The sequence below is a fragment of the Glutamicibacter ardleyensis genome, from assembly GCF_014644555.1.
In the GTDB taxonomy this organism is placed as follows: domain Bacteria; phylum Actinomycetota; class Actinomycetes; order Actinomycetales; family Micrococcaceae; genus Glutamicibacter; species Glutamicibacter bergerei.
The window spans coordinates 85,769-104,918 of the sequence record NZ_BMKX01000005.1 but is presented as its reverse complement, the minus strand read 5'-3'; the positions used below and the strand labels follow the sequence as shown (position 1 = coordinate 104,918).

The window sequence follows — 19,150 nt, the reverse complement described above, 5'->3', positions numbered from 1 at the left end:
TCCACACTCGCTACGCGGTGAGCGAAAGGGAGACGTTTTAGGCATAAAGTCAGGGTCATAGCTGGTTGTATAGAGTGAACATCGATTTAAGGAGGCTGGCAATGACTACTACTACCACTAGTCGTGAACTAAACGCCCTGGACCGGTGCGACCGATGCGGCGCACAGGCCTACGTCCGGGCAGTGCTGGCTTCTACCAGCGGAGAATTACTCTTCTGTGCTCACCATGCACGCTCCGTAGAATCCAAGCTACGCCCTATCACTTCAGTCTGGCAGGACGAGTCCGCACGACTGTACGAAAAGTCAAAGGTCGACATAAACGACTAACTGATCGGGTACTCATCCGATGAGCAGAAGGGTGATCCAGCCAAGCGCTGGGTCACCCTTTATTGCTTTAATGAATCACTCGTTGGCTCGACTAGTTAAAAGTAATGCGGTCTCCCAGCCTTAGAAAAGGTTGGGAGACCGCATTGCTTCAAAATGTTTAGTCTAGGTAATCGCGCAGAACCTGTGAACGCGATGGGTGACGCAACTTCGACATGGTCTTCGATTCGATCTGACGAATACGTTCACGGGTAACACCGTAAACCTTGCCAATCTCGTCTAAGGTCTTCGGCTGGCCATCGGTCAGTCCGAAGCGCATGGCGACAACGCCGGCTTCACGTTCGGACAGCGTATCCAAAACCGAATGCAGCTGTTCCTGTAGCAAGGTGAAGGACACCGCGTCAGCTGGAACGACCGCTTCAGAGTCTTCGATCAAGTCACCGAACTCAGAGTCTCCATCTTCACCCAGTGGGGTGTGCAAGGAAATTGGTTCACGACCATACTTCTGAACTTCGACAACCTTTTCAGGGGTCATGTCCAGTTCCTTAGCCAATTCTTCTGGAGTCGGTTCGCGACCGAGATCCTGAAGCATTTGGCGCTGGACGCGAGCCAGCTTGTTGATGACTTCAACCATGTGCACAGGGATACGAATCGTACGTGCTTGGTCGGCCATGGCACGGGTGATGGCCTGACGGATCCACCAGGTCGCGTAAGTCGAGAACTTAAAGCCCTTGGTGTAGTCGAACTTCTCCACCGCACGGATCAGACCCAAGTTACCTTCCTGGATCAAGTCCAAGAAAAGCATGCCACGGCCGGTATAACGCTTCGCAAGCGAAACTACCAGTCGAAGGTTTGCTTCTAGAAGGTGATTTTTGGCGATCTTGCCGTCGTGGATGATCTGCTCGTAGTCCCAGCGCAAGCGCTGATCCATCGAACCATCATCCTTGTTGATCTTGTCGGTAGCGAAAAGGCCCGCTTCAATACGCAGAGCCAAATCAACTTCCTGCTCAGCGTTTAGCAGAGCGACTTTACCGATCTGCTTTAGGTAGTCCTTGACCGGGTCGGCGGTTGCGCCGGCCACCATGACCTGCTGCTGAGGAGCATCATCATCGGCTGAAGACAAAGTGAATCCCTTGGATTCCTCTTCCTTTGCCGAGCCGTCCTTGGCGCCAGTTGCGTCAGAAGCACCCGACTCAGAATCGTCTTCGGACTCTTCAGAACCCTGCTCGTTCTCTACCGGTTCTTCGGTAGCTGCAGTCTTCTTGGTGCGAGGCGTAGCCTTCGCACGGGTAGCGCGCTTTTTCGCGACAGGGGTCTTTACCGATTCCTCGGTCTCTGCCTCAGTTGCCATACGATTAGCGTTCGTCTCAGAAGATGACACGAATAACCTTTCTAACGATGCGTTCCGGATGCACCTGCCGGTAACACCACTATGACCCTGTCAAGTCCGAATGCGTTGTAATCAGTGACTCAACGCGACGGTGGGTACATTGTTATCAACGCACCAACCACGTCTAATGTTCCCAAAACTATGTTTTTCGAACTTAGACATCTCGAACCTAACCGGGTCTGTTTTTTCATTATCCACTAATTCGCCCACAGACACCACTTGGGCAAGTTTCCCGCGCGTCTACTACCCCATCCGGGCTCTCCAGGCGCGAAGTTCATCCGTTGCCCATTCGGGCATGGCTCCCCTATTCATCAATTCACGAAGCAACTGGGCCAGACGATAGTCGCCCTGCTCATCCAGAACTCTGTCTAACAACATGATCGCCATCGAGCCGCGCCCGCGCGCCCATTCGATCCACGCCAAGATACATAACAAGGCGTGACGTTCTTCAGCACGAGCGACTCCCAATAAATCTCGAGAAATAGACCAAAGCCGTTCTATGCGTCTCCAGTCTGGGCCTTGCCATCCTCGTCCCAAAAGAAAATCTGCCAAAGGTTTAGCTTGGTCTTTTCCAGAATTGAGGCATAGTTGTTCTGCCATGATGATGGTTTGTTCGGCACCGACGCCAGCAAGATAGGGCAGAACGTCGCGAACGATTCTTTTGTGGAGGCCTACAAGCATGCGAGCTGCTCCCGACTTCGATGAATGAAGGAATGCTCTTGCTCGCATTTCATCCATATCTAGGACGTCAGCCCATTGCTCAAGGCTTTCCAGTACGTCTAGAGCAAGAGACTTCGCAAGTAGTCGAATCTCTTCAGCGTTGCCCCATTCTTCGATCCCGGTTCCGTCCCACGGACGGTCTAATGGTGCCGATCCTGCAAGCACCAGCGAAAGGTTCGTGTTTCCTAAGGCAACGTTTGGACGCGGAAAAGTTATTTTTACATCGTCATCGGCGTAGTCCCAGACCTGATCGCCAGACAGACACCATGCCTGACGCAGATCAATGTCGGTGTATTCGAGGGCTTCGTCAAGTTCACCGATGACTTGCCGGTATGGAACATTACGGGGATTGCGGGAACTATCCGGCGCGTACACAACGGCCACGAGGCTACGCACCTGAGGCAAACGATGTAACAAATTGAGCACTTGCCCCAGCCACGCCTCACGATCTTCCGGATGGCTTTCGCCCGGCAAATCGACACGAAGCGTCGCTTCAAGTCTTTGCCCAACAATGAGCAGGAGCACTAATGAATTTTGCGGATGAAATCCAAGTGCATGGGGTATGTAAGCCAGCACGTCATCGCAATCAGAGAGCGAGAGGGGCTGGCGTTCTGGTGTTGTAGTCATATCCCCACAATGCGCCTGAAGGCGTCGCTGCATCATGACTTCGGCACGTGCTGTGGAGAACTATTTAAGCCGGAATTTTTGTGCCTTGTCGGCGTGCTTTGCCGCGTTCAATCAGCATGAAAGTGACTCCAATAAATGCCATGACAAACTGCACCAAGAGGGCGATTCGGAATGCTGGCAAATTATACAATTCACCGTTTGAACCGTTCGCGACATACTGCCAGTCCATGATCGCACCGACCAAGTAGATCGTGACGAAGCCTCCAAAGAAACCGCCGGTGTTTACCAACCCCACGGCCGTACCCATAAGATGAGGCGGGTTAAAAGTGCGCGCGAAGTCGAAGGCGATGACTGAGGACGGTCCGCCTGCTGCGACAGCAACAAGTAAAAGAATCAGCACCCATAACGGTGCGGCACCCGGCCAGAACAGTACTACGGCCCACATGAGGGTCATCGCTGCAATCACACCAAGAGCAAAGTTGGAACGTTTGTCCGGGTATCTAGCGGTCAGCGCGCCAAGAAATGGCCCATACAAAATGGCAACAACCACAAAAATCGACATCAGGGCAGAGGCGAAGTCGCCATCGAGTCCTTGACCCTGTACGAGGAACGGGTATCCCCAGGAAAGAAGGAAGACGTTGAGCATAAATGAGGTGGTGAAGTGAGTCCAAAAACCCAAACGTGTGCCTGGTTGTTTCCAAGCTGCGCTCAGCCGATCCCGGGTTCGCATTGGCGCACTGGTGCTCAGGTGCGCCCATCCAGGAGCGTTCCGTATCAATGACACGGCAATGAGCAAGCTTGCTAGGGCTAAACCTGACATCACCGAAAAAGCAGGTGTCCATCCGAATTGAACAAGAAGCAAGTGAAACGGAAAAAGACTGACAAGCTGGCCCATTTGGCCAAAGGTTCCAACAAGCTGGGTCAGTACCGGAATTCTAGAGCCTGAAAACCATAGGGGCAGCAGCTTCAGTACGGAGACAAACACCATGGCGTCGCCCGAGCCAACAAGGATTCTCCCAACGAGTCCCATCGGTACGTTGGTAGAGATAGCTAGGAATGCCTGCCCCATCGCCATCAACACCGACCCGCTGATGATCAAGATTCGAGGGCCCACTTTGTCCAGCAGTAAACCGATGGGCACCTGTGCTCCGGCATAAACGACAAGTTGCACCACCGAAAATGAGGCCAAAATCTGCGCTGTTGCATCAAATCTTTCGGTAGCCTGCAAACCCGCTACACCGAAGCTTGTGCGTTGAGAGACCGCTGCCATATAGGCAAAAATTCCAGCACAGAAAATGATCCATGAGCGCGTCGAATTTAGATGCGTCTGAATCACTGGTCGGGGTCATCCGATGTGGAGTCGTTATCCCGGGGCTCTCGGTTGGCATCTAGCCACTGTGCGTTGTCTTCGATGGTGGCAAGGAAATTTTCAACACTTGCACCAAGCTCATCGGCGTCCGGGATTCTTTCGTCTTCGTCCAACAACAGCGAACGCCGATCGTGTTCCTGAGCGTGCGCGTCAAATCGCTTCTCGAAACCGAGAACCATTTGTTTAACGTCGTTGCTGCCTTCGAGTTGTTCCGCCAATTGAGACTCGATCAGTCGGCCAGCTTCACGCAGTTTTTCGGTCGGAAGCGCCAATTTTAAAGCCGCTCCGACGTGCTCTAATGCCGCTACAGCTGCGGCAGGATATTCAGCTTCGGCCAGATAGTGCGGTGTGTGGAGCGAATAGCCGACCACGTCACGACCGGCATCGTTGAGCCGAATTTCCAATAAGGAGGTGAGGCCAGAGGGAGTTTCAGCCGTCGGGCTCCACGTAGATATATTTTCGATGAGGTCTTTGCGATTTCCGTGAGCGGTCACCCCGACCGGACGGGTATGCGGCACAGGCATCGGTAAGGATGCGGTACCAATCACCAGATTCACGTTGAAAGCTTGAATAAAGTTTAGTAGTTCTGCGATGGTTCGCTCCCAGCGCAGATCCGGTTCGACGCCGGCAAAAAACCAGAACTTACGGTCCAGCTCATCGGTCATCAGATAAATTTCCAAACGCGGCTCTTGATAGCCTGCGAAGTGGTCACCGATGAACGTCACTCGTGGACGTTGAGTACTGTAAACCACCAGTTCGTCGGCGTCGAAGCGCGCGTATAGCTCGGATTTGAGGTGCGCAAAAAGCTCGTTGCAGACTAAATCGTGGGCGTGCCCAGCGTCGGAGGCGCCTCGCAAAGAAACGTACATGCCCAAACCCTGCAAGCTGGGATCGTCCAGGTTGGTGCTGACCAGAGTCATCAACGGTTCCTTGGACATTCACACCTCAATTGTTTCCGGTTACTGCCTCTACGGCCACAAAATCTTGCAGCTCAAGGAACCATCCTAGCTGTTTGCCCTTTCGCTCGCTGTGAAGTGAGGCACGCCGAAGTGCAACCTTCGGCTAACATCGTGTGTAGGAAATACTCAGCTCACCGGCTCCATCTACCGGTTATCCTCATGGGCTGAACCATCCTTAGACCCTACAAAGGCATAGAAGGAATGATTTTGTGATCAACTCCAGTGATCTCACGTTGACCGCCATTGGTGCAGACATCAAACGGAAAAACGCCGACACGCTCATCTTGGGTGTCCTAAAAAAGGACGACAAGGTATCCATTGCCGCTTCTCCACTTGCTGCCGAGACCACCGCAGCTTTGGAGCAGTCGCTGCTCACACTCAACGTCGCAGGCTCAGCCGACGAGGTAACTCTGCTTCCCGCTGTTGACGGCACCAAGGTCAAGACGATCCTCTTCATCGGGCTGGGTGTGAAGGACCTAGGTGAACTGACCGATGAGAAACTACGCCGCGCAGCCGGTTCGGCAGCGCGACAGCTTTCCAACGCGAAGACCGCAATCTTTGCTTTGCCAGCCGACAGCATTGAACAGGTCGCCGCAGTGGCCGAGGGCGTGGCCTTGGGCTCATACCGTTACGAGAATTTCCGTTCGAAGAAGAACGACAAGCCAGTGCTCACCGAGGCATTCATCGCTACAGCGGTGGCTACCTCCAAGGACCTGCCGAGCTTGCTCAAGCGTGCCGCGGTCATCGGCCGCGCCGTGCGTGGGACCCGAGACCTGATCAACGCTCCGGCCAACATCCTGTACCCAGAGTCGTTTGCCAGCGCGGTGAAGGATCATTCCAAATCTTTGCCGTTGAAGGTCACCGTCTTTGATGAGAAGCGACTAACCAAGGAAGGCTTCGGCGGTCTAATGGGCGTCGGTGGCGGTTCGGTCCGTCAGCCTCGCATGGTCAAGGTTGAGTACTCGCCGTCCAAGGCGGCCAAACATTTGGCTCTGATTGGTAAGGGCATCACTTTTGACACCGGTGGCATCTCGATCAAACCAGCCGCCGGAATGCACGCGATGAAATCCGATATGTCCGGCGCCGCCGCCGTATACAACACCATCGCGGCCGTGGCAGAACTTGGCTTGGATCTGAAGGTCACCGCGTGGCTTTGCTTGGCCGAAAACATGCCAGGTGGAGCGTCCACCCGTCCCGGCGACGTGCTGACCATGTTTGGTGGCAAGACCGTAGAGGTACTCAATACGGATGCCGAAGGTCGTTTAGTGATGGCCGATGGCCTTGCTGCTGCAAGTCTCGAGAAACCAGACGTACTCATTGACATTGCAACGTTGACCGGAGCACAGATGCTTGCCCTAGGCTTGCGCACCGCAGGCATTATGGGCAATGAGCAAGTTCGTGACGATTTGGTAGCCGCTTCGGACGCCGTCGGCGAGCTCGCTTGGGCCATGCCACTGCCAGAGGAACTTCGTCCGACCATCGACTCTCAGGTTGCCGACTTGGCAAATATTGGCGAGCGTATGGGTGGCATGATGACCGCCGCGGTGTTCTTGGAAGAATTTGTGGGTGAAACCAATGGACAGAAGATCCCTTGGGCGCACATTGACTTCGCAGGTCCCGCCTTCAACGAAGGCTCCGCGTGGGGTTACACCCCGAAAAACGGCACCGGATCGCAGGTGCGCACTCTCGTGGCATTTGCCGAGAAGATGTCTGGCACCCGCTAAAAATGCCTTTTAGAACACATTCTGGTGCGGGCGATGTCATAGCCCGCACCGGAATGTGTGCCAAAATACGAGATATGGCCGACTTTTAGCCAACTCAAGATGACTCTGGTGCATTGACGGTACTAAAGTAAGTTTTGAAACATCACCGGTGAATTTTTACTCGCGCCCTCGGACGTGGGCGAATATGTTCACCACCCGATCCCCTGGTCGGCCATGGCCGACCTCACTTAGCTATTACGAGGGAGCGTTCACGTGGCCGATTCGGCAGCAACGCAAGAATTTGATGTCCTCATCCTCGGCGGCGGTTCCGCTGGATACTCGGTCGCATTGCGCGCCATCCAGTTGGGCTTCACCGTCGGACTGATTGAGAAGGAAAAGGTCGGTGGCACTTGCTTGCACACCGGCTGTATCCCGACTAAGGCGTACCTGCATGCAGCAGAACTCGCCGAGAATGCTCGCGAAGGTGCCAAATACGGCATCAACTCGTCGCTTGAGTCAATTGACCTCGGTGGCGTACGCAAGTACAAGGACGGCATCGTCGCCGGCAAGCACAAGGGTCTTCAGGGTCTATTGAAGATGAAGAAGGTCAACGTTATCGAAGGTAACGGACGCCTAGTCTCCAAGGACACCATTGACGTAGATGGTGTCGCGTACAAGGGGAAGAACATCGTTCTTGCTACCGGTTCGACTTCCAAGACCTTCGGTCTGGAAATCGGTGGCCGCGTACTGACCAGCACCGAAGCGCTGAACATGGTTGACATGCCAAAGAGCGCAATCGTGCTCGGTGGCGGCGTCATCGGTGTCGAGTTCGCTTCGGTATGGAAGTCCTTCGGCGTCGACGTCACCATCGTTGAAGGTCTGCCTTCACTGGTACCAAACGAAGACCCAGCCATTATCAAGACCCTTGAGCGTTCGTTCAAGAAGCGTGGCATCAAGTTCAACACCGGTGTCTTCTTCGAGAAGGTAGAGCAGGACGATAACGGTGTGAAGGTCTCGCTGGCTGACGGCAAGGTTCTGGAAGCAGAAATCGTTCTTGTTGCAGTGGGTCGCGGCCCGGTCACCGAGAACATGGGCTTCGAAGAGCAGGGCATCACCCTGGATCGCGGCTTCATCATTCCAAACGAACGTCTGCACACTGGCGTTGGCAACATCTACGCAATTGGCGACGTCGTCCCAGGCGTACAGTTGGCCCACCGCGGTTACCAGCACGGCATCTTCGTAGCCGAGGAAATCGCCGGACAGAACCCAACCATCGTTGAAGACATCAACATCCCGAAGGTAACTTTCTGCGAGCCAGAAATCGCTTCGGTTGGTTACTCCGAGCCTAAGGCTAAGGAGAAGTTCGGCGAGGACCAGATCGAAACCACCGAGTACAACTTGGCTGGCAACGGCAAGTCCTCGATCCTGGGCACCTCCGGCCTGATCAAGATGGTTCGCGTCAAGAACGGTCCAATCGTGGGCGTTCACGGCATTGGCGGTCGCATTGGCGAGCAGATCGGTGAAGCACAGCTGATCGTGAACTGGGAAGCATACCCAGAGGATGTTGCACAGCTCATCCACGCACACCCAACGCAGAACGAAGCGCTAGGCGAGGCCGCAATGGCTCTGGCTGGCAAGCCACTACACGGCTAATTTCGCTGATAGTTCACCGGGTAGCACGTTCACACGCGCTACCCGGTGTACTAAGCTCGGAGGCAACGCCTCCATTCATCGGTTTGTGGGTGTGCACAAGTAACTAGTTGCCCACCCAAACCACACTTCAAGCTTTATTTAAGAGGAGATACGGGAAGATGTCTGAGACCGTAAACCTACCCGCACTGGGTGAAAGCGTTACCGAAGGTACGGTAACCCGCTGGCTGAAGCAGGTCGGCGACCGCGTAGAGGTTGACGAGCCATTGGTGGAAGTTTCCACCGACAAGGTCGACACCGAGGTTCCATCACCTGTTGCTGGCGTTATCGAAGAAATTTTTGTCGCCGAAGATGAGGAAGCCGAAGTTGGCGCACCTCTAGTTCGTATTGGCGATGGCTCTGGCTCCGGCGAAGCAGCTCCTGAGGCTCCTGCCGCAGAAGAGGCACCCGCTGCTGAGGAAGCTCCTGCAGAAGCAGAAGCACCAGCCGCCAAGGAAGAGGAAGCTCCGGCTGCTAAGGAAGAGGCTCCAGCAGCTTCCGGCACCGGCACCGGCACCGAAGTCACCCTCCCAGCTTTGGGCGAATCGGTTACCGAAGGTACCGTCACCCGCTGGTTGAAGGAAGTTGGCGAAGAAGTAGCCGTCGACGAGCCACTACTTGAGGTTTCCACCGACAAGGTTGACACCGAGGTTCCATCGCCAGTTGCTGGCACCTTGCTGGAAATCCGCGTAGCCGAAGATGACACCGCCGAAATTGGTGCCGTCCTTGCAATCATCGGTGCCGCCGGCGCTGCTCCGGCAGCCAAGGAAGAGGCTCCGGCCGCTCCAGCACCAGCTGCCAAGGAAGAGGCTCCGGCCGCTCCAGCACCAGCTGCCAAGGAAGAAGCACCAGCAAAGACAGAGGCTCCAGCCGCTCCTGCTGCACCAGCTCCAGCCGCTAAGGCCGAAGCTCCTGCAGCGCCAGCAGCTGAGAACAACTCCGACGCTGGCTATGTAACTCCATTGGTACGTCGCTTGGCTAACCAGCACAGCATCGACATCGCCTCGGTCAAGGGCACCGGCGTTGGTGGACGCATCCGTAAGCAGGACGTTCTCGACGCAGTGGCCGCCAAGGAAGCTGCAGCACCAGCTGCTTCAGCTCCAGCTCCAGCAGCAACCAAGCCAGCAGCCGCACCGGCTGTCGAAGCTTCATCGTTGCGCGGTACCTCCGCGAAGGCCCCACGCATCCGTCAGGTTATCGCCCGTCGTATGCGCGAGTCCCTTGAGGTCTCCACTCAGCTGACTCAGGTTCACGAGATTGATATGACCCGCGTGGTCAAGCTGCGTGCTTCTGCCAAGACCGATTTCAAGGCAGTCAACGGCGTCAACCTCACCTACCTGCCATTCATTGCTAAGGCAGTTGCCGAAGCATTGAAGGCACACCCGAAGCTGAATGCCGAGTACGACGAAGAGACTCAGCAGATCACTTACCACAATGCCGAGCACCTGGCATTTGCTGTCGACACCGACAAGGGCCTGCTGGTTCCTGTCGTTTCGAACGCGGGCGATCTGAACCTCGCCGGTATGGCTTCGCGCATTGCCGACGTTGCAGAGCGCACCCGTACCAACAAGATTGGTCCGGATGAGCTTTCCGGTGGCACTTTCTCGATCACCAACATTGGTTCGGTTGGCGCACTATTTGACACCCCGATCATCAACCAGCCACAGGTCGCAATCCTGGGTACCGGTGCGATCGTGAAGCGTCCAATGGTTATCACGGACGCAGACGGCAACGATTCGATTGCCATCCGCCACATGATGTACCTGTGCCTGACTTACGATCACCGTCTAGTTGACGGCGCCGATGCAGGTCGTTTCCTGCAGACTCTCAAGGCTCGCCTTGAGGGTGGCGCTTTCGAAGGCGACTTGGGTCTGTAAAGCTCCCAAATCGGCTTAGAATAGCTAGCTCAACGATCGCCCCTTCCGATACTTCGGGAGGGGCGATCGTCGTTTCTACAATTCGTCGAAAATCAATTAGGCTAGAGTCATGACCTTCTTAACTCTCTTTCTAGTTTTTCTGCATATTCTCGGCGCAGCAGCGATCTTTGGCGGCTGGCTGGCTAACTTCAAGACTCCAACCGTCAACGTTTGGCAGTGGTATGGCGCGATTGCCCAGCTCGTCACCGGCCTAGCTTTGGTGGGTATGGCAGAGGCTAACGATGGGGATGTGAACCACGTCAAGATCGGCGTTAAGGTCGTTATCGCGATCATCATCGCCGTTGCTGCATTCTTGGGTCGCAAGAAGATCAAGGCCGGCGAGGAAGTTCCTACCGGACTTGCTCACGCCACAGGCGGCATGGCTCTGATCAATATCGCGATCGCCGTGCTCTGGGTCTAACCCCAACGCAAGCCCCTGGTCTTAGTCAAAGGCGAGGTATTCCGACGTTTCACGGATGCCTCGCCTTTGTCATGCCCCACGGCCAAGTAATTTACCAATTTTCCATTGCCCTTCAACGAGTTTGAGTTCCACCTGGATACGTTCATGTGCTCCGCTCGCCGCACGATGAACCACTTGGTCCTTTGCATTGATATAGTCATAGGCTTCTTGCGTCGAGGTTGCGCTAAGTATCACGGTGTCAGGATGTGCACGAGCCATGATTGAAATGTCTTCCAGCGTCGTATTCAACCCACTGAGCCCTAGCTCCAACTCTGCCAAGCTGTCGAGCATTTGCTTGTCGCGTTCCAACTGCTCCGAGGCAGGCGGATAGATCCTCGCTAAAGCCTTGATGTTTTTAGCTTCCAAAGCTGCGTCTCGTTCGCCGGACAGTTTCAGGAAGTTGGCAATGACGACATCCGCTGAAAACGCACAGGCCGGGACCACCGCAGCGTCTTGTATCCGGCAGTCTTCAACCGGTACAGCCGGTTCCGTGTTCTCTGCTTTGGTGCTATTCCGCTGATCCCCCATGAGATTCACACCCAGGATACTGACGACGATAAGCGAGATTCCGCCGACGACAGTCAAATACACCTTGCTGCGTCCTGGGGTTTGATGTAGCTCGTGCTCTTGCCAGTGGGACTGCGCAGCTGAGGATGGTTTTTTGGGACCTTTCACCTTCCGTAGCTTGACCCGCGCATGTTTCGATTTCACTTCGGGGTGAACGGTTGCCATCAAATGAGTCGAGTCCGTCGGCGTGCAATGTTGCCAATCAATTGGTTCGGCCTGTGCAGCTGCAAACAATGTTCTAGCAAACTGTTCGGCTGTTGGGCGCTGACGAGGATCTAGATGTAAAGAATCCAGCATCAATTCGTGTATGAGTGTCGGTATTTGGGGGAAGATCACCGTAATGGGAGGACGTTGCCCTGGCTCTGGCGGCGCGGTACCTTCGAGTAGAAACCAGAGGCAAGCTCCGAGTGAGTAAACATCCTGCTCACCTACGCGAGATTCGATTTGGCATGCGGCTACTTCTGGTGCCATAAATCCAGGTGTGCCCGAACCTACGCTCTGGTCGCTAGCAATTCGAGCCTCTTGGAAGTCCCCCAGCTTTGGCATACCCTCGGCCGTGAGCAGCACATTGCTCGCTGATACATCCCCATGCACCTGTCCACTGGCATGTAGTGCGGAGAGGGTTTGGGCAATCGGGGCCAAGGCAGTGACGCACTCCCCCAACGAAAATGGGGCGCGCTCTTCTAGAAGCTGAGCCAGGCTACCGCCCGGGCAATACTCCATGAGAATACCGGCGCCTAATTGTGTCGTGAGAGTACCGTAAAAATCGACGACATATTTCCTTGCTGATTCAACCTGTTTCTGCCGCAAGGAACAAATACGTTCTGCCTCAGAGGAAATCTTCAACACCATGTAACTCTGATCTGAGTCACGACGCATTAACCAAACTTTGCATGGTGACTTGGCATTTAGCGGTCGCACCGTCACGTACCCCGGACAGGTCGGCCACGCCAGTAAATTGTTTGAATCACTCATGATTCAGTTCTAACGCAAAATCGAAAAAGGCGTTGAAGTTATCCACAGCGAAGCCCTCGCCAGCCAATTAGCAGGCAATGTTCCAAAAGGCGTAGGGTTGCCAATATGGCGATCGAATTCGAACGAGTCGGACTCGGCACGGAACTAATTCCATATATGCAAGCATGGGATTATCAGCAAAATTTGCACGATGCTGTAGCAGCCGATGAACAGACCCCAAGAGTCCTATTTCTTGAGCATGAGGCGGTGTATACCGCCGGCAAGAGGACCGAACCTGAAGATTTACCACTTGATGGCACCCCCGTTGTCGACGTTGATCGTGGAGGAAAGCTAACCTGGCATGGCCCGGGCCAGCTCATCGGATATCCGATCGTAAAACTCAAGAAGATCAGCGCGATTCGTCTATACGTTGAGACTTTAGAAGAGGCGTTAATTAACGTTATCGATGAAATAGGAATCCCGACCGTACAGGTTAAAGGTCGCTCAGGCGTTTGGGTACCAGGAGTTAACGGCGAGCAAGACCGAAAGATCGCCGCTATTGGTATCCGCATCAACCGTGGAGTCACGATGCACGGGTTTGCGCTCAACTGTTCGAATAATCTCACTGCATATGACCAGATCATCCCCTGCGGCATCACCGATGCTGGCGTCACCACAATTTCCCAAGAACTAGGCCAGACGGTTTCCCCCAACGACGTCGTTGATCGGGTACAAGAGGAACTTGAGCGTCTGCTCACTCCACAAGTCGTCTAAGCACAAGATTTCAAACGTAGAAGGACCCTTTAATGAGCATTGAACCTGAAGGCCGACGACTGCTGCGCGTCGAAAAACGCAACGCCCAGACTCCTGTAGAGCGCAAGCCAGAGTGGATTCGCGCAGAACTGAAAATCGGCCCCGAATACGTCGGGCTAAAAAATCTCGTGCAGTCCGAAGGCCTACACACGGTGTGCGAAGAGGCCGGTTGCCCAAATATTTTCGAATGCTGGGAAGATCGCGAAGCGTCCTTCCTTATCGGTGGCTCAGAATGCACCCGTCGCTGTGACTTCTGTCAGATTGACACTGGCAAGCCTGCCGCACTTGATCGTTCAGAGCCATTCAAGGTGGCCATGAGCGTCAAGAAAATGGACCTTCGTTACGCTTCGATCACCGGCGTAGCTCGCGATGATCTCGAAGACGAGGGTGTCTGGCTCTACGCCGAGACCGTACGCCAGGTACACAAGATGAACCCCACCACCGGTGTGGAACTGTTGATCCCAGATTTCTCGGGTAAACCAGATAATTTGGATGCCATTTGCGATTCCGAACCTGAGGTCTACGCCCACAACGTCGAGACCGTTCCACGTATTTTCAAGCGTATTCGTCCGGCCTTCCGCTACGAACGTTCCATGGATGTCATCACCCATGGCCGGAAGCGAGGCTTGATTACTAAGTCGAACCTGATTTTGGGTATGGGCGAAACTCGTGAAGAAATCTCCGAAGCCATGCGTGACCTGCACGAAGCCGGTTGCGATCTCCTGACCATTACCCAGTACCTGCGCCCTACCGAGCGCCACCTGCCAGTGGACCGCTGGGTGAAGCCACAAGAATTCCTCGAACTGCAACAAGAAGCCGAAGAACTCGGATTCTCCGGTGTAATGTCCGGTCCATTAGTACGTTCTTCGTATCGTGCTGGCCGACTCTGGGCCGGTGCAATGCGCAAGAAGGGTCGCGAGATCCCTGAAGCATTGTCCAACATTGAATCTTCGGGTACTACCCGACAGGAAGCCGCTTCGCTACTTAGTCGCTAAGCAACACGAGAGTTTTATTTCGTCGGACCCAACAGCCGCAAAAATCGGCTGTTGGGTCCGACGCTTTGTCGCGTACAGTGCCAAAACCAAGTAAATTCTCTTGTAAAGAGCCCTGCAGAAAAATAAGCCAGTTAGATCGCGTAGAATTGAAGCACTATGGCCAAAAACTCCGATAACGATGCGGCCGCGCAGCAGAAGCGTGGTTTGTTTTCGCGTAAACCCAAAGCTGAAAAACAAAATAAAGAGCCCGGTCGCCTAAAGCAAATGGGCCAGGTCTTCCAGATGACCCGCCGTAATGACCCGATGGTCGTTTGGTGGATGCTTCTGGCATTCCTTGGTGTCATTGTTGTAGGTCTGATCATCGGCATTCTGATCCAGAACTGGATCACCTTGCTGATTATCGCGATCCCGCTCGGCTTACTTGCCGCCCTGTTCATCTTGTCCCGACGGGCCGAGAAAGCTGCGTTCGCACAGCTTATAGGCCGTCCAGGCGCCGCCGGAGCAGCAATGAGCGTGCTACGTCGAGGCTGGATTTTGAAGGATGAGCCAGTAGCGTTTAACCGTCACCAGGACTTAGTGTTCTTGGCAGTCGGACGCCCAGGCGTCGTACTTGTTACCGAAGGTCCAACCAACCGCGTTCGCGATTTGGTGACTTCCGAGCGTAAGCGTATTTCTCGCGTGCTGCCAAACGTTCCGATTCATGTGATCAACGCTGGCCAGAGCGAAGACCAGACTGATCTGGTTGACGTGAGCAAGAAGATGAAGAAGCTTCCTAAATCGATTACCAAACTGGAAATCAGCGCAGTTGATAAGCGACTGACTACCTTGACCGCAAACCGCTTGCCGATCCCTAAGGGCATCGACCCGAATCGTGCACGACCTAACCGTCGCGCTCGCTAATCTCGGTCAAAAGAAAAACCGCACTAGAATTTCTAGTGCGGTTTTTCTGTGTCTGAACTACATCAAATTCTCTAGCGGATATTCACTAGAACGCTCTTGGCGGCTCGATCGTGGAATCCTCGCTGGTCTGTGTCTGAGAAGAACACAGGAATTACTAAACACAGCAGAACCGATCGAATCACTCCGGCCAGCGGCTTCACCGCGGTTCCGTCCATCGACTGAACTTGAAGCCCAAAGGTACGATGCCCAATACTGTGACCGGTGAAACCTACGGCAATCATCTGCCCGGCAAGGAATAGCAACAAGGTCGCCAGATCTCTAAAATCAAATAGCCACCAGCTGAGCAACATGCACAGTCCCCAGTCTAGGCAGAGTGCACCGACTCTTCGGGGAAAGCGTCCAATCGATCCGGCGCCCTTTTCGGGACGGCCTAATCGTTGCCCCGGCCATTCTTGGGAGTTTAATTGCGGGGGGCCTTCAAGCCACGAGCTAAAGTCTTTACGTTCCACATACCTAGTGTATCGGGGGCAACTGTGTGAATCTCATCAGTTTGTTACGAGTCACATTGCACCCACTGACGGGGCACGACGCGCCCAAACTATTCCTATGTAACGTGGCCGAAACAATCGAGACACCATTGTGAAACGGATTCTAGGTAAGATTACTAGGTAAGCAAGAGAACCGGTCACATTCACTTGTGTGATCGTTCCGTTTACCAAACCAATATCTCAACAGGGAGTAACCTGCACATGTTTACCAGTCCAGAAGAAGTCTTGGCCTACATTGCCGAGGAAGAAGTCAAGTTCCTCGACGTCCGCTTCACCGATCTACCAGGCGTTCAGCAGCACTTCAACGTCCCGGCAAAATCCGTGGACGCAGACTTCTTCGTCAACGGTCAGCTCTTTGACGGTTCCTCCATCCGCGGTTTCGCTGGAGTCTCCGACTCCGACATGCAGCTGATCCCGGATGTCACCACCGGCTTCGTTGATCCGTTCCGCATCGAGAAGACCTTGGCATTCAACTTCTCCATCATCAACCCACGCACCGGTGAGCCTTACCACCGCGACCCACGTGGCGTTGCAGAGCGTGCCGAAGCCTACCTAGAGTCAACCGGTATCGCAGACACGGCAGTTTTTGCTCCAGAAGCAGAATTCTTCATCTTCGAAGACGTCCGCTACGAGTCCACCCCCCAGGGCGCCTTCTACAAGATCGACTCTGACGAAGCGCCTTGGAACACCGGCCGCAAGGAAGAGGGCGGCAACCAGGGTTACAAGACCCCTTACAAGGGTGGCTACTTCCCAGTGTCGCCAACCGACAAGCAGGCAGATCTGCGCGACGCCATCTGTGTCGAGTTGGACAACGTGGGTCTCGAAGTTGAACGCAGCCACCACGAGGTCGGCGCAGCCGGCCAGGCTGAGATCAACTACAAGTTCAACACCATGGTTCACGCAGCCGACGAACTGATGCTCTTCAAGTACGTTGTGAAGAACGTCGCCGATGCCTGGGGCAAGTCAGCAACCTTCATGCCAAAGCCAGTCTTCGGCGATAACGGCTCGGGCATGCACGTGCACCAGTCGCTGTGGGCCAAGGGCGAGCCACTGTTCTACGACGAAAAGGGCTACGCAGGACTCTCCGATACCGCTCGCTGGTACATCGGTGGCCTGCTGAAGCACGCTTCGGCGGTGCTGGCATTCACCAACCCAACGGTGAACTCCTACCGTCGTCTGGTCAAGGGCTACGAAGCTCCAGTGAACATGGTCTATTCGCAGGGCAACCGCTCCGCAGGTATCCGTATCCCAGTGACCGGTTCGAACCCTAAGGCAAAGCGTATTGAGTTCCGTGCACCTGATGCATCCTCGAACCCATACTTGGCCTTCGCAGCACAGCTCATGGCTGGCTTGGACGGCATCAAGAACCGCATCGAGCCTTCGGACCCAATCGACAAAGATCTCTACGAGCTTCCTGCCGAGGAAGCCAAGGACATCCAGCGCGCTCCAGAGAGCTTAGAAGACGCGTTGAAGGCTCTAGAAGCCGACTACGAGTTCTTGCTCGAAGGCGGCGTGTTCACCGAGGACCTGGTCCGCACCTGGGTCGAGTACAAGCGTGAAAACGAAATCAAGCCACTGAGCCTGCGCCCGAACCCATACGAGTTCGAGCTCTACTACGGTTGCTAATTCTTCACACCTGCTAGCCAACCGCTAACTGAAGGCCTGTCCCGCTGGGACAGGCCTTCTGCGTTAACGAATCAAATAAGCCATAAGACTTAGCACGTGGAGCTTGTCTGACATAGCGTGGAGTCATGGACATCAGTACATGGCTAGCGGTCAAACGCGACGACAACGAAATCGTGGGCTATCTGGAGCCGCTGGACGAAGCCTACGACAAGGTGTGCCCGCGCTCAGTCCTTGGCCACCCGGTACTCGTTGCATGCGACTATATGGACGGCGAAGAGCTGCTTTTAGAGCGTGGAATCGGCGAGCTTGCCAACCAATGGGCATTACATGTCGTGGACCCCAGTGAAAAGGTGCCATTAGCCATCATTGAGGTCTCGGCTCATGGCATCGTAGTCGCCGACGCCTTACTGACCAAAGCATTGGCGCCCACAGAGCGAATCATCGTGCCATGGCCAGATGTCGAGTCAAGGCTTACCCCATACCGGGGCGGTTAGTAGCGGGTTTTTTCTTCTTTCATGGTCCACTCGGTAAAGACCTCCGCGGCCGCTTCAAGGGGCGCATGCGTGAATGGGATAAGCCGCTCCCCCATTGGCTTGTCGAGCTCGGTATAAATCAGCTCATCATCAAAACCGATGCCCGCGGCGTCAACCCGGGTATTGGCGTAGTAGACGTGCCTAAAACGCGACCAATAGATTGCGCCCAGACACATCGGGCAGGGCTCGCAGCTTGTGTAGAGTTCGCAATCTGAAAGATCAAAGGTGGCCAGTTTTGTGCCGGCGTTACGTATCGCGACCACTTCGGCATGGGCGGTAGGATCATTGGATCCGGTAACCTGGTTGGTGCCCGTAGCGATGATTTCGCCGGCCCTCACAACCACTGCGCCGAAAGGGCCGCCCTGATTTGCTTGCATACCGCGACGAGACATCTCCACGGCCTCACGCATGAATCGCTCGTCCATTTCTTCTACCGTTCCATACTCTGTTGTAGGAATAATACTTGGTGCTCAGCTGACCCTGAGGCCTGACGCTAGTCTAGGCAAAATCTCCGATAAACGGGGAGTCTCGTTGATGAGTTATTTATTAGCTTTTGAGCTTCAACGCACGAAAGTACCGCCACCGAGCCAGAACTTGCGCTACACGTAACAACGGATACAGCACTCGCCACGGCATAGCAGATGAAGGTTTGGTCAATGACCTGATGGTGAGGAAAATATTCTCATCACGGCGTTCTAGAATAAATGCTTCTTCCCCGCAGACCGGATGTCCGGGAAGTGTTTGATAAGCGAAACCCACGCGGTATTCGGTGTTCACTACCGCTATCACCCGAACCGGTTCTAGTACCGTCAGCCCTAGGGCGTGCACGCTGATCGTTGGTTCTTGTCCGGGTACTACCGGCACGGCGGGAGTCACCCGAAAACCACTGCGCGTTTTGATTCCCCAGCTCAGCAACTGAGAGCAGGCCCACCGCCACTGCTCAACGCCTTGGCCGATGTAGATGCTCTTTGCCCAGCACGCATACCCTTCCGTGCTTGGTGCCCAGCTACTGTTCGACGGTTCGGTCAACGACGTTTTGTTCTGGTTTTTCAAGGTCT

At 54.6% G+C, this 19,150-nt stretch carries 18 protein-coding genes; 10 read left to right on the top strand and 8 right to left on the bottom strand.

The window, feature by feature from the left end; genetic code table 11:
* Window positions 1–101: 101 nt before the first annotated feature.
* On the top strand, window positions 102–326 hold the full coding sequence (locus IEX04_RS10975) for a DUF7455 domain-containing protein (RefSeq protein ID WP_096254264.1): 225 nt from the start codon (window positions 102–104) through the stop codon (window positions 324–326).
* 157 nt (window positions 327–483) lie between these two features.
* Here the strand turns inward: IEX04_RS10975 and IEX04_RS10970 are convergent, their stop codons facing one another.
* The 4 genes from IEX04_RS10970 to IEX04_RS10955 all read right to left on the bottom strand — a co-directional run bounded on the left by IEX04_RS10970 (window position 484) and on the right by IEX04_RS10955 (window position 5,367).
* A complete protein-coding gene (locus IEX04_RS10970; protein ID WP_382344706.1) occupies window positions 484–1,734 on the bottom strand; it encodes an RNA polymerase sigma factor in 1,251 nt (416 codons plus the stop codon).
* Window positions 1,735–1,956: 222 nt separating this feature from the next.
* Entirely contained in the window at window positions 1,957–3,060 is a 1,104-nt protein-coding gene (locus tag IEX04_RS10965) for a DUF4192 domain-containing protein (RefSeq protein ID WP_194446449.1), read from the bottom strand.
* A 64-nt stretch (window positions 3,061–3,124) separates the two neighbouring features.
* Window positions 3,125–4,396: an MFS transporter gene (locus tag IEX04_RS10960; protein WP_188685746.1), complete on the bottom strand. Its 1,272-nt coding sequence runs from the start codon at window positions 4,394–4,396 to the stop codon at window positions 3,125–3,127.
* Entirely contained in the window at window positions 4,393–5,367 is a 975-nt protein-coding gene (locus tag IEX04_RS10955) for a proteasome assembly chaperone family protein (RefSeq protein WP_188685744.1), read from the bottom strand. The genes IEX04_RS10960 and IEX04_RS10955 overlap by 4 nt, the downstream gene beginning before the upstream one ends.
* Window positions 5,368–5,597: 230 nt before the next feature.
* On the opposite strand from IEX04_RS10955, the gene IEX04_RS10950 reads away from it, so the two are divergent.
* From IEX04_RS10950 to IEX04_RS10935, 4 genes are all read left to right on the top strand, one after another.
* Window positions 5,598–7,112, top strand: a complete 1,515-nt coding sequence (locus IEX04_RS10950) for a leucyl aminopeptidase (protein WP_096257101.1) — start codon at window positions 5,598–5,600, stop codon at window positions 7,110–7,112.
* A gap of 252 nt (window positions 7,113–7,364) precedes the next feature.
* Window positions 7,365–8,744 carry a dihydrolipoyl dehydrogenase gene (gene lpdA, locus IEX04_RS10945; RefSeq protein WP_096257102.1) on the top strand — a complete coding sequence of 460 codons (1,380 nt, stop codon included), beginning with the start codon at window positions 7,365–7,367 and terminating at the stop codon, window positions 8,742–8,744.
* 158 nt (window positions 8,745–8,902) lie between these two features.
* Window positions 8,903–10,657 (top strand): 2-oxoglutarate dehydrogenase, E2 component, dihydrolipoamide succinyltransferase, encoded by a 1,755-nt coding sequence (gene sucB, locus IEX04_RS10940; RefSeq protein WP_188685742.1) that lies wholly within the window; start codon window positions 8,903–8,905, stop codon window positions 10,655–10,657.
* 109 nt (window positions 10,658–10,766) lie between these two features.
* Complete coding sequence (locus IEX04_RS10935) at window positions 10,767–11,117, top strand: hypothetical protein (RefSeq protein WP_096257104.1); 351 nt, start codon at window positions 10,767–10,769, stop codon at window positions 11,115–11,117.
* Between the two features lie 69 nt (window positions 11,118–11,186).
* Here the strand turns inward: IEX04_RS10935 and IEX04_RS10930 are convergent, their stop codons facing one another.
* Window positions 11,187–12,602 carry a protein kinase domain-containing protein gene (locus IEX04_RS10930; protein WP_194446448.1) on the bottom strand — a complete coding sequence of 472 codons (1,416 nt, stop codon included), beginning with the start codon at window positions 12,600–12,602 and terminating at the stop codon, window positions 11,187–11,189.
* A 162-nt stretch (window positions 12,603–12,764) separates the two neighbouring features.
* On the opposite strand from IEX04_RS10930, the gene lipB reads away from it, so the two are divergent.
* The 3 genes from lipB to IEX04_RS10915 all read left to right on the top strand — a co-directional run bounded on the left by lipB (window position 12,765) and on the right by IEX04_RS10915 (window position 15,385).
* Entirely contained in the window at window positions 12,765–13,451 is a 687-nt protein-coding gene (lipB, locus tag IEX04_RS10925; protein WP_268236920.1) for a lipoyl(octanoyl) transferase LipB, read from the top strand.
* Window positions 13,452–13,483: 32 nt separating this feature from the next.
* Entirely contained in the window at window positions 13,484–14,485 is a 1,002-nt protein-coding gene (lipA, locus tag IEX04_RS10920) for a lipoyl synthase (RefSeq protein WP_096257107.1), read from the top strand.
* A gap of 156 nt (window positions 14,486–14,641) precedes the next feature.
* Window positions 14,642–15,385: a DUF4191 domain-containing protein gene (locus IEX04_RS10915; protein WP_096257108.1), complete on the top strand. Its 744-nt coding sequence runs from the start codon at window positions 14,642–14,644 to the stop codon at window positions 15,383–15,385.
* 71 nt (window positions 15,386–15,456) lie between these two features.
* Here the strand turns inward: IEX04_RS10915 and IEX04_RS10910 are convergent, their stop codons facing one another.
* Window positions 15,457–15,894, bottom strand: a complete 438-nt coding sequence (locus IEX04_RS10910) for an RDD family protein (RefSeq protein WP_096257109.1) — start codon at window positions 15,892–15,894, stop codon at window positions 15,457–15,459.
* 240 nt (window positions 15,895–16,134) lie between these two features.
* On the opposite strand from IEX04_RS10910, the gene glnA reads away from it, so the two are divergent.
* Together glnA and IEX04_RS10900 are read left to right on the top strand one after the other, a co-directional pair.
* A complete protein-coding gene (gene glnA / locus IEX04_RS10905; RefSeq protein ID WP_096257110.1) occupies window positions 16,135–17,559 on the top strand; it encodes a type I glutamate--ammonia ligase in 1,425 nt (474 codons plus the stop codon).
* Window positions 17,560–17,684: 125 nt separating this feature from the next.
* The gene (locus tag IEX04_RS10900; protein ID WP_096257111.1) at window positions 17,685–18,053 is read left to right on the top strand and encodes a hypothetical protein; all 369 of its coding nucleotides are present in this window, start codon (window positions 17,685–17,687) and stop codon (window positions 18,051–18,053) included.
* Here IEX04_RS10900 and IEX04_RS10895 read toward each other — a convergent pair.
* Window positions 18,050–18,517 (bottom strand): nucleoside deaminase, encoded by a 468-nt coding sequence (locus IEX04_RS10895; protein WP_096257112.1) that lies wholly within the window; start codon window positions 18,515–18,517, stop codon window positions 18,050–18,052. The genes IEX04_RS10900 and IEX04_RS10895 overlap by 4 nt on opposite strands.
* 121 nt (window positions 18,518–18,638) lie before the next feature.
* Window positions 18,639–19,145 (bottom strand): DUF1990 domain-containing protein, encoded by a 507-nt coding sequence (locus tag IEX04_RS10890; protein ID WP_188685738.1) that lies wholly within the window; start codon window positions 19,143–19,145, stop codon window positions 18,639–18,641.
* Between the last annotated feature and the right edge of the window lie 5 nt (window positions 19,146–19,150).

Excerpts from the sequence above, each read along its gene's own strand:
- glnA (WP_096257110.1), top strand. The coding sequence starts at position 16,135 with ATGTTTACCAGTCCAGAAGAAGTCTTGGCCTACATTGCCGAGGAAGAA.
- IEX04_RS10935 (WP_096257104.1), top strand. The coding sequence starts at position 10,767 with ATGACCTTCTTAACTCTCTTTCTAGTTTTTCTGCATATTCTCGGCGCA.
- IEX04_RS10930 (WP_194446448.1), bottom strand. The coding sequence starts at position 12,602 with ATGCGTCGTGACTCAGATCAGAGTTACATGGTGTTGAAGATTTCCTCT.
- IEX04_RS10975 (WP_096254264.1), top strand. The coding sequence starts at position 102 with ATGACTACTACTACCACTAGTCGTGAACTAAACGCCCTGGACCGGTGC.
- IEX04_RS10965 (WP_194446449.1), bottom strand. The coding sequence starts at position 3,060 with ATGACTACAACACCAGAACGCCAGCCCCTCTCGCTCTCTGATTGCGAT.
- IEX04_RS10895 (WP_096257112.1), bottom strand. The coding sequence starts at position 18,517 with ATGGACGAGCGATTCATGCGTGAGGCCGTGGAGATGTCTCGTCGCGGT.
- sucB (WP_188685742.1), top strand. The coding sequence starts at position 8,903 with ATGTCTGAGACCGTAAACCTACCCGCACTGGGTGAAAGCGTTACCGAA.
- IEX04_RS10955 (WP_188685744.1), bottom strand. The coding sequence starts at position 5,367 with ATGTCCAAGGAACCGTTGATGACTCTGGTCAGCACCAACCTGGACGAT.
- lipA (WP_096257107.1), top strand. The coding sequence starts at position 13,484 with ATGAGCATTGAACCTGAAGGCCGACGACTGCTGCGCGTCGAAAAACGC.
- IEX04_RS10900 (WP_096257111.1), top strand. The coding sequence starts at position 17,685 with ATGGACATCAGTACATGGCTAGCGGTCAAACGCGACGACAACGAAATC.
- IEX04_RS10915 (WP_096257108.1), top strand. The coding sequence starts at position 14,642 with ATGGCCAAAAACTCCGATAACGATGCGGCCGCGCAGCAGAAGCGTGGT.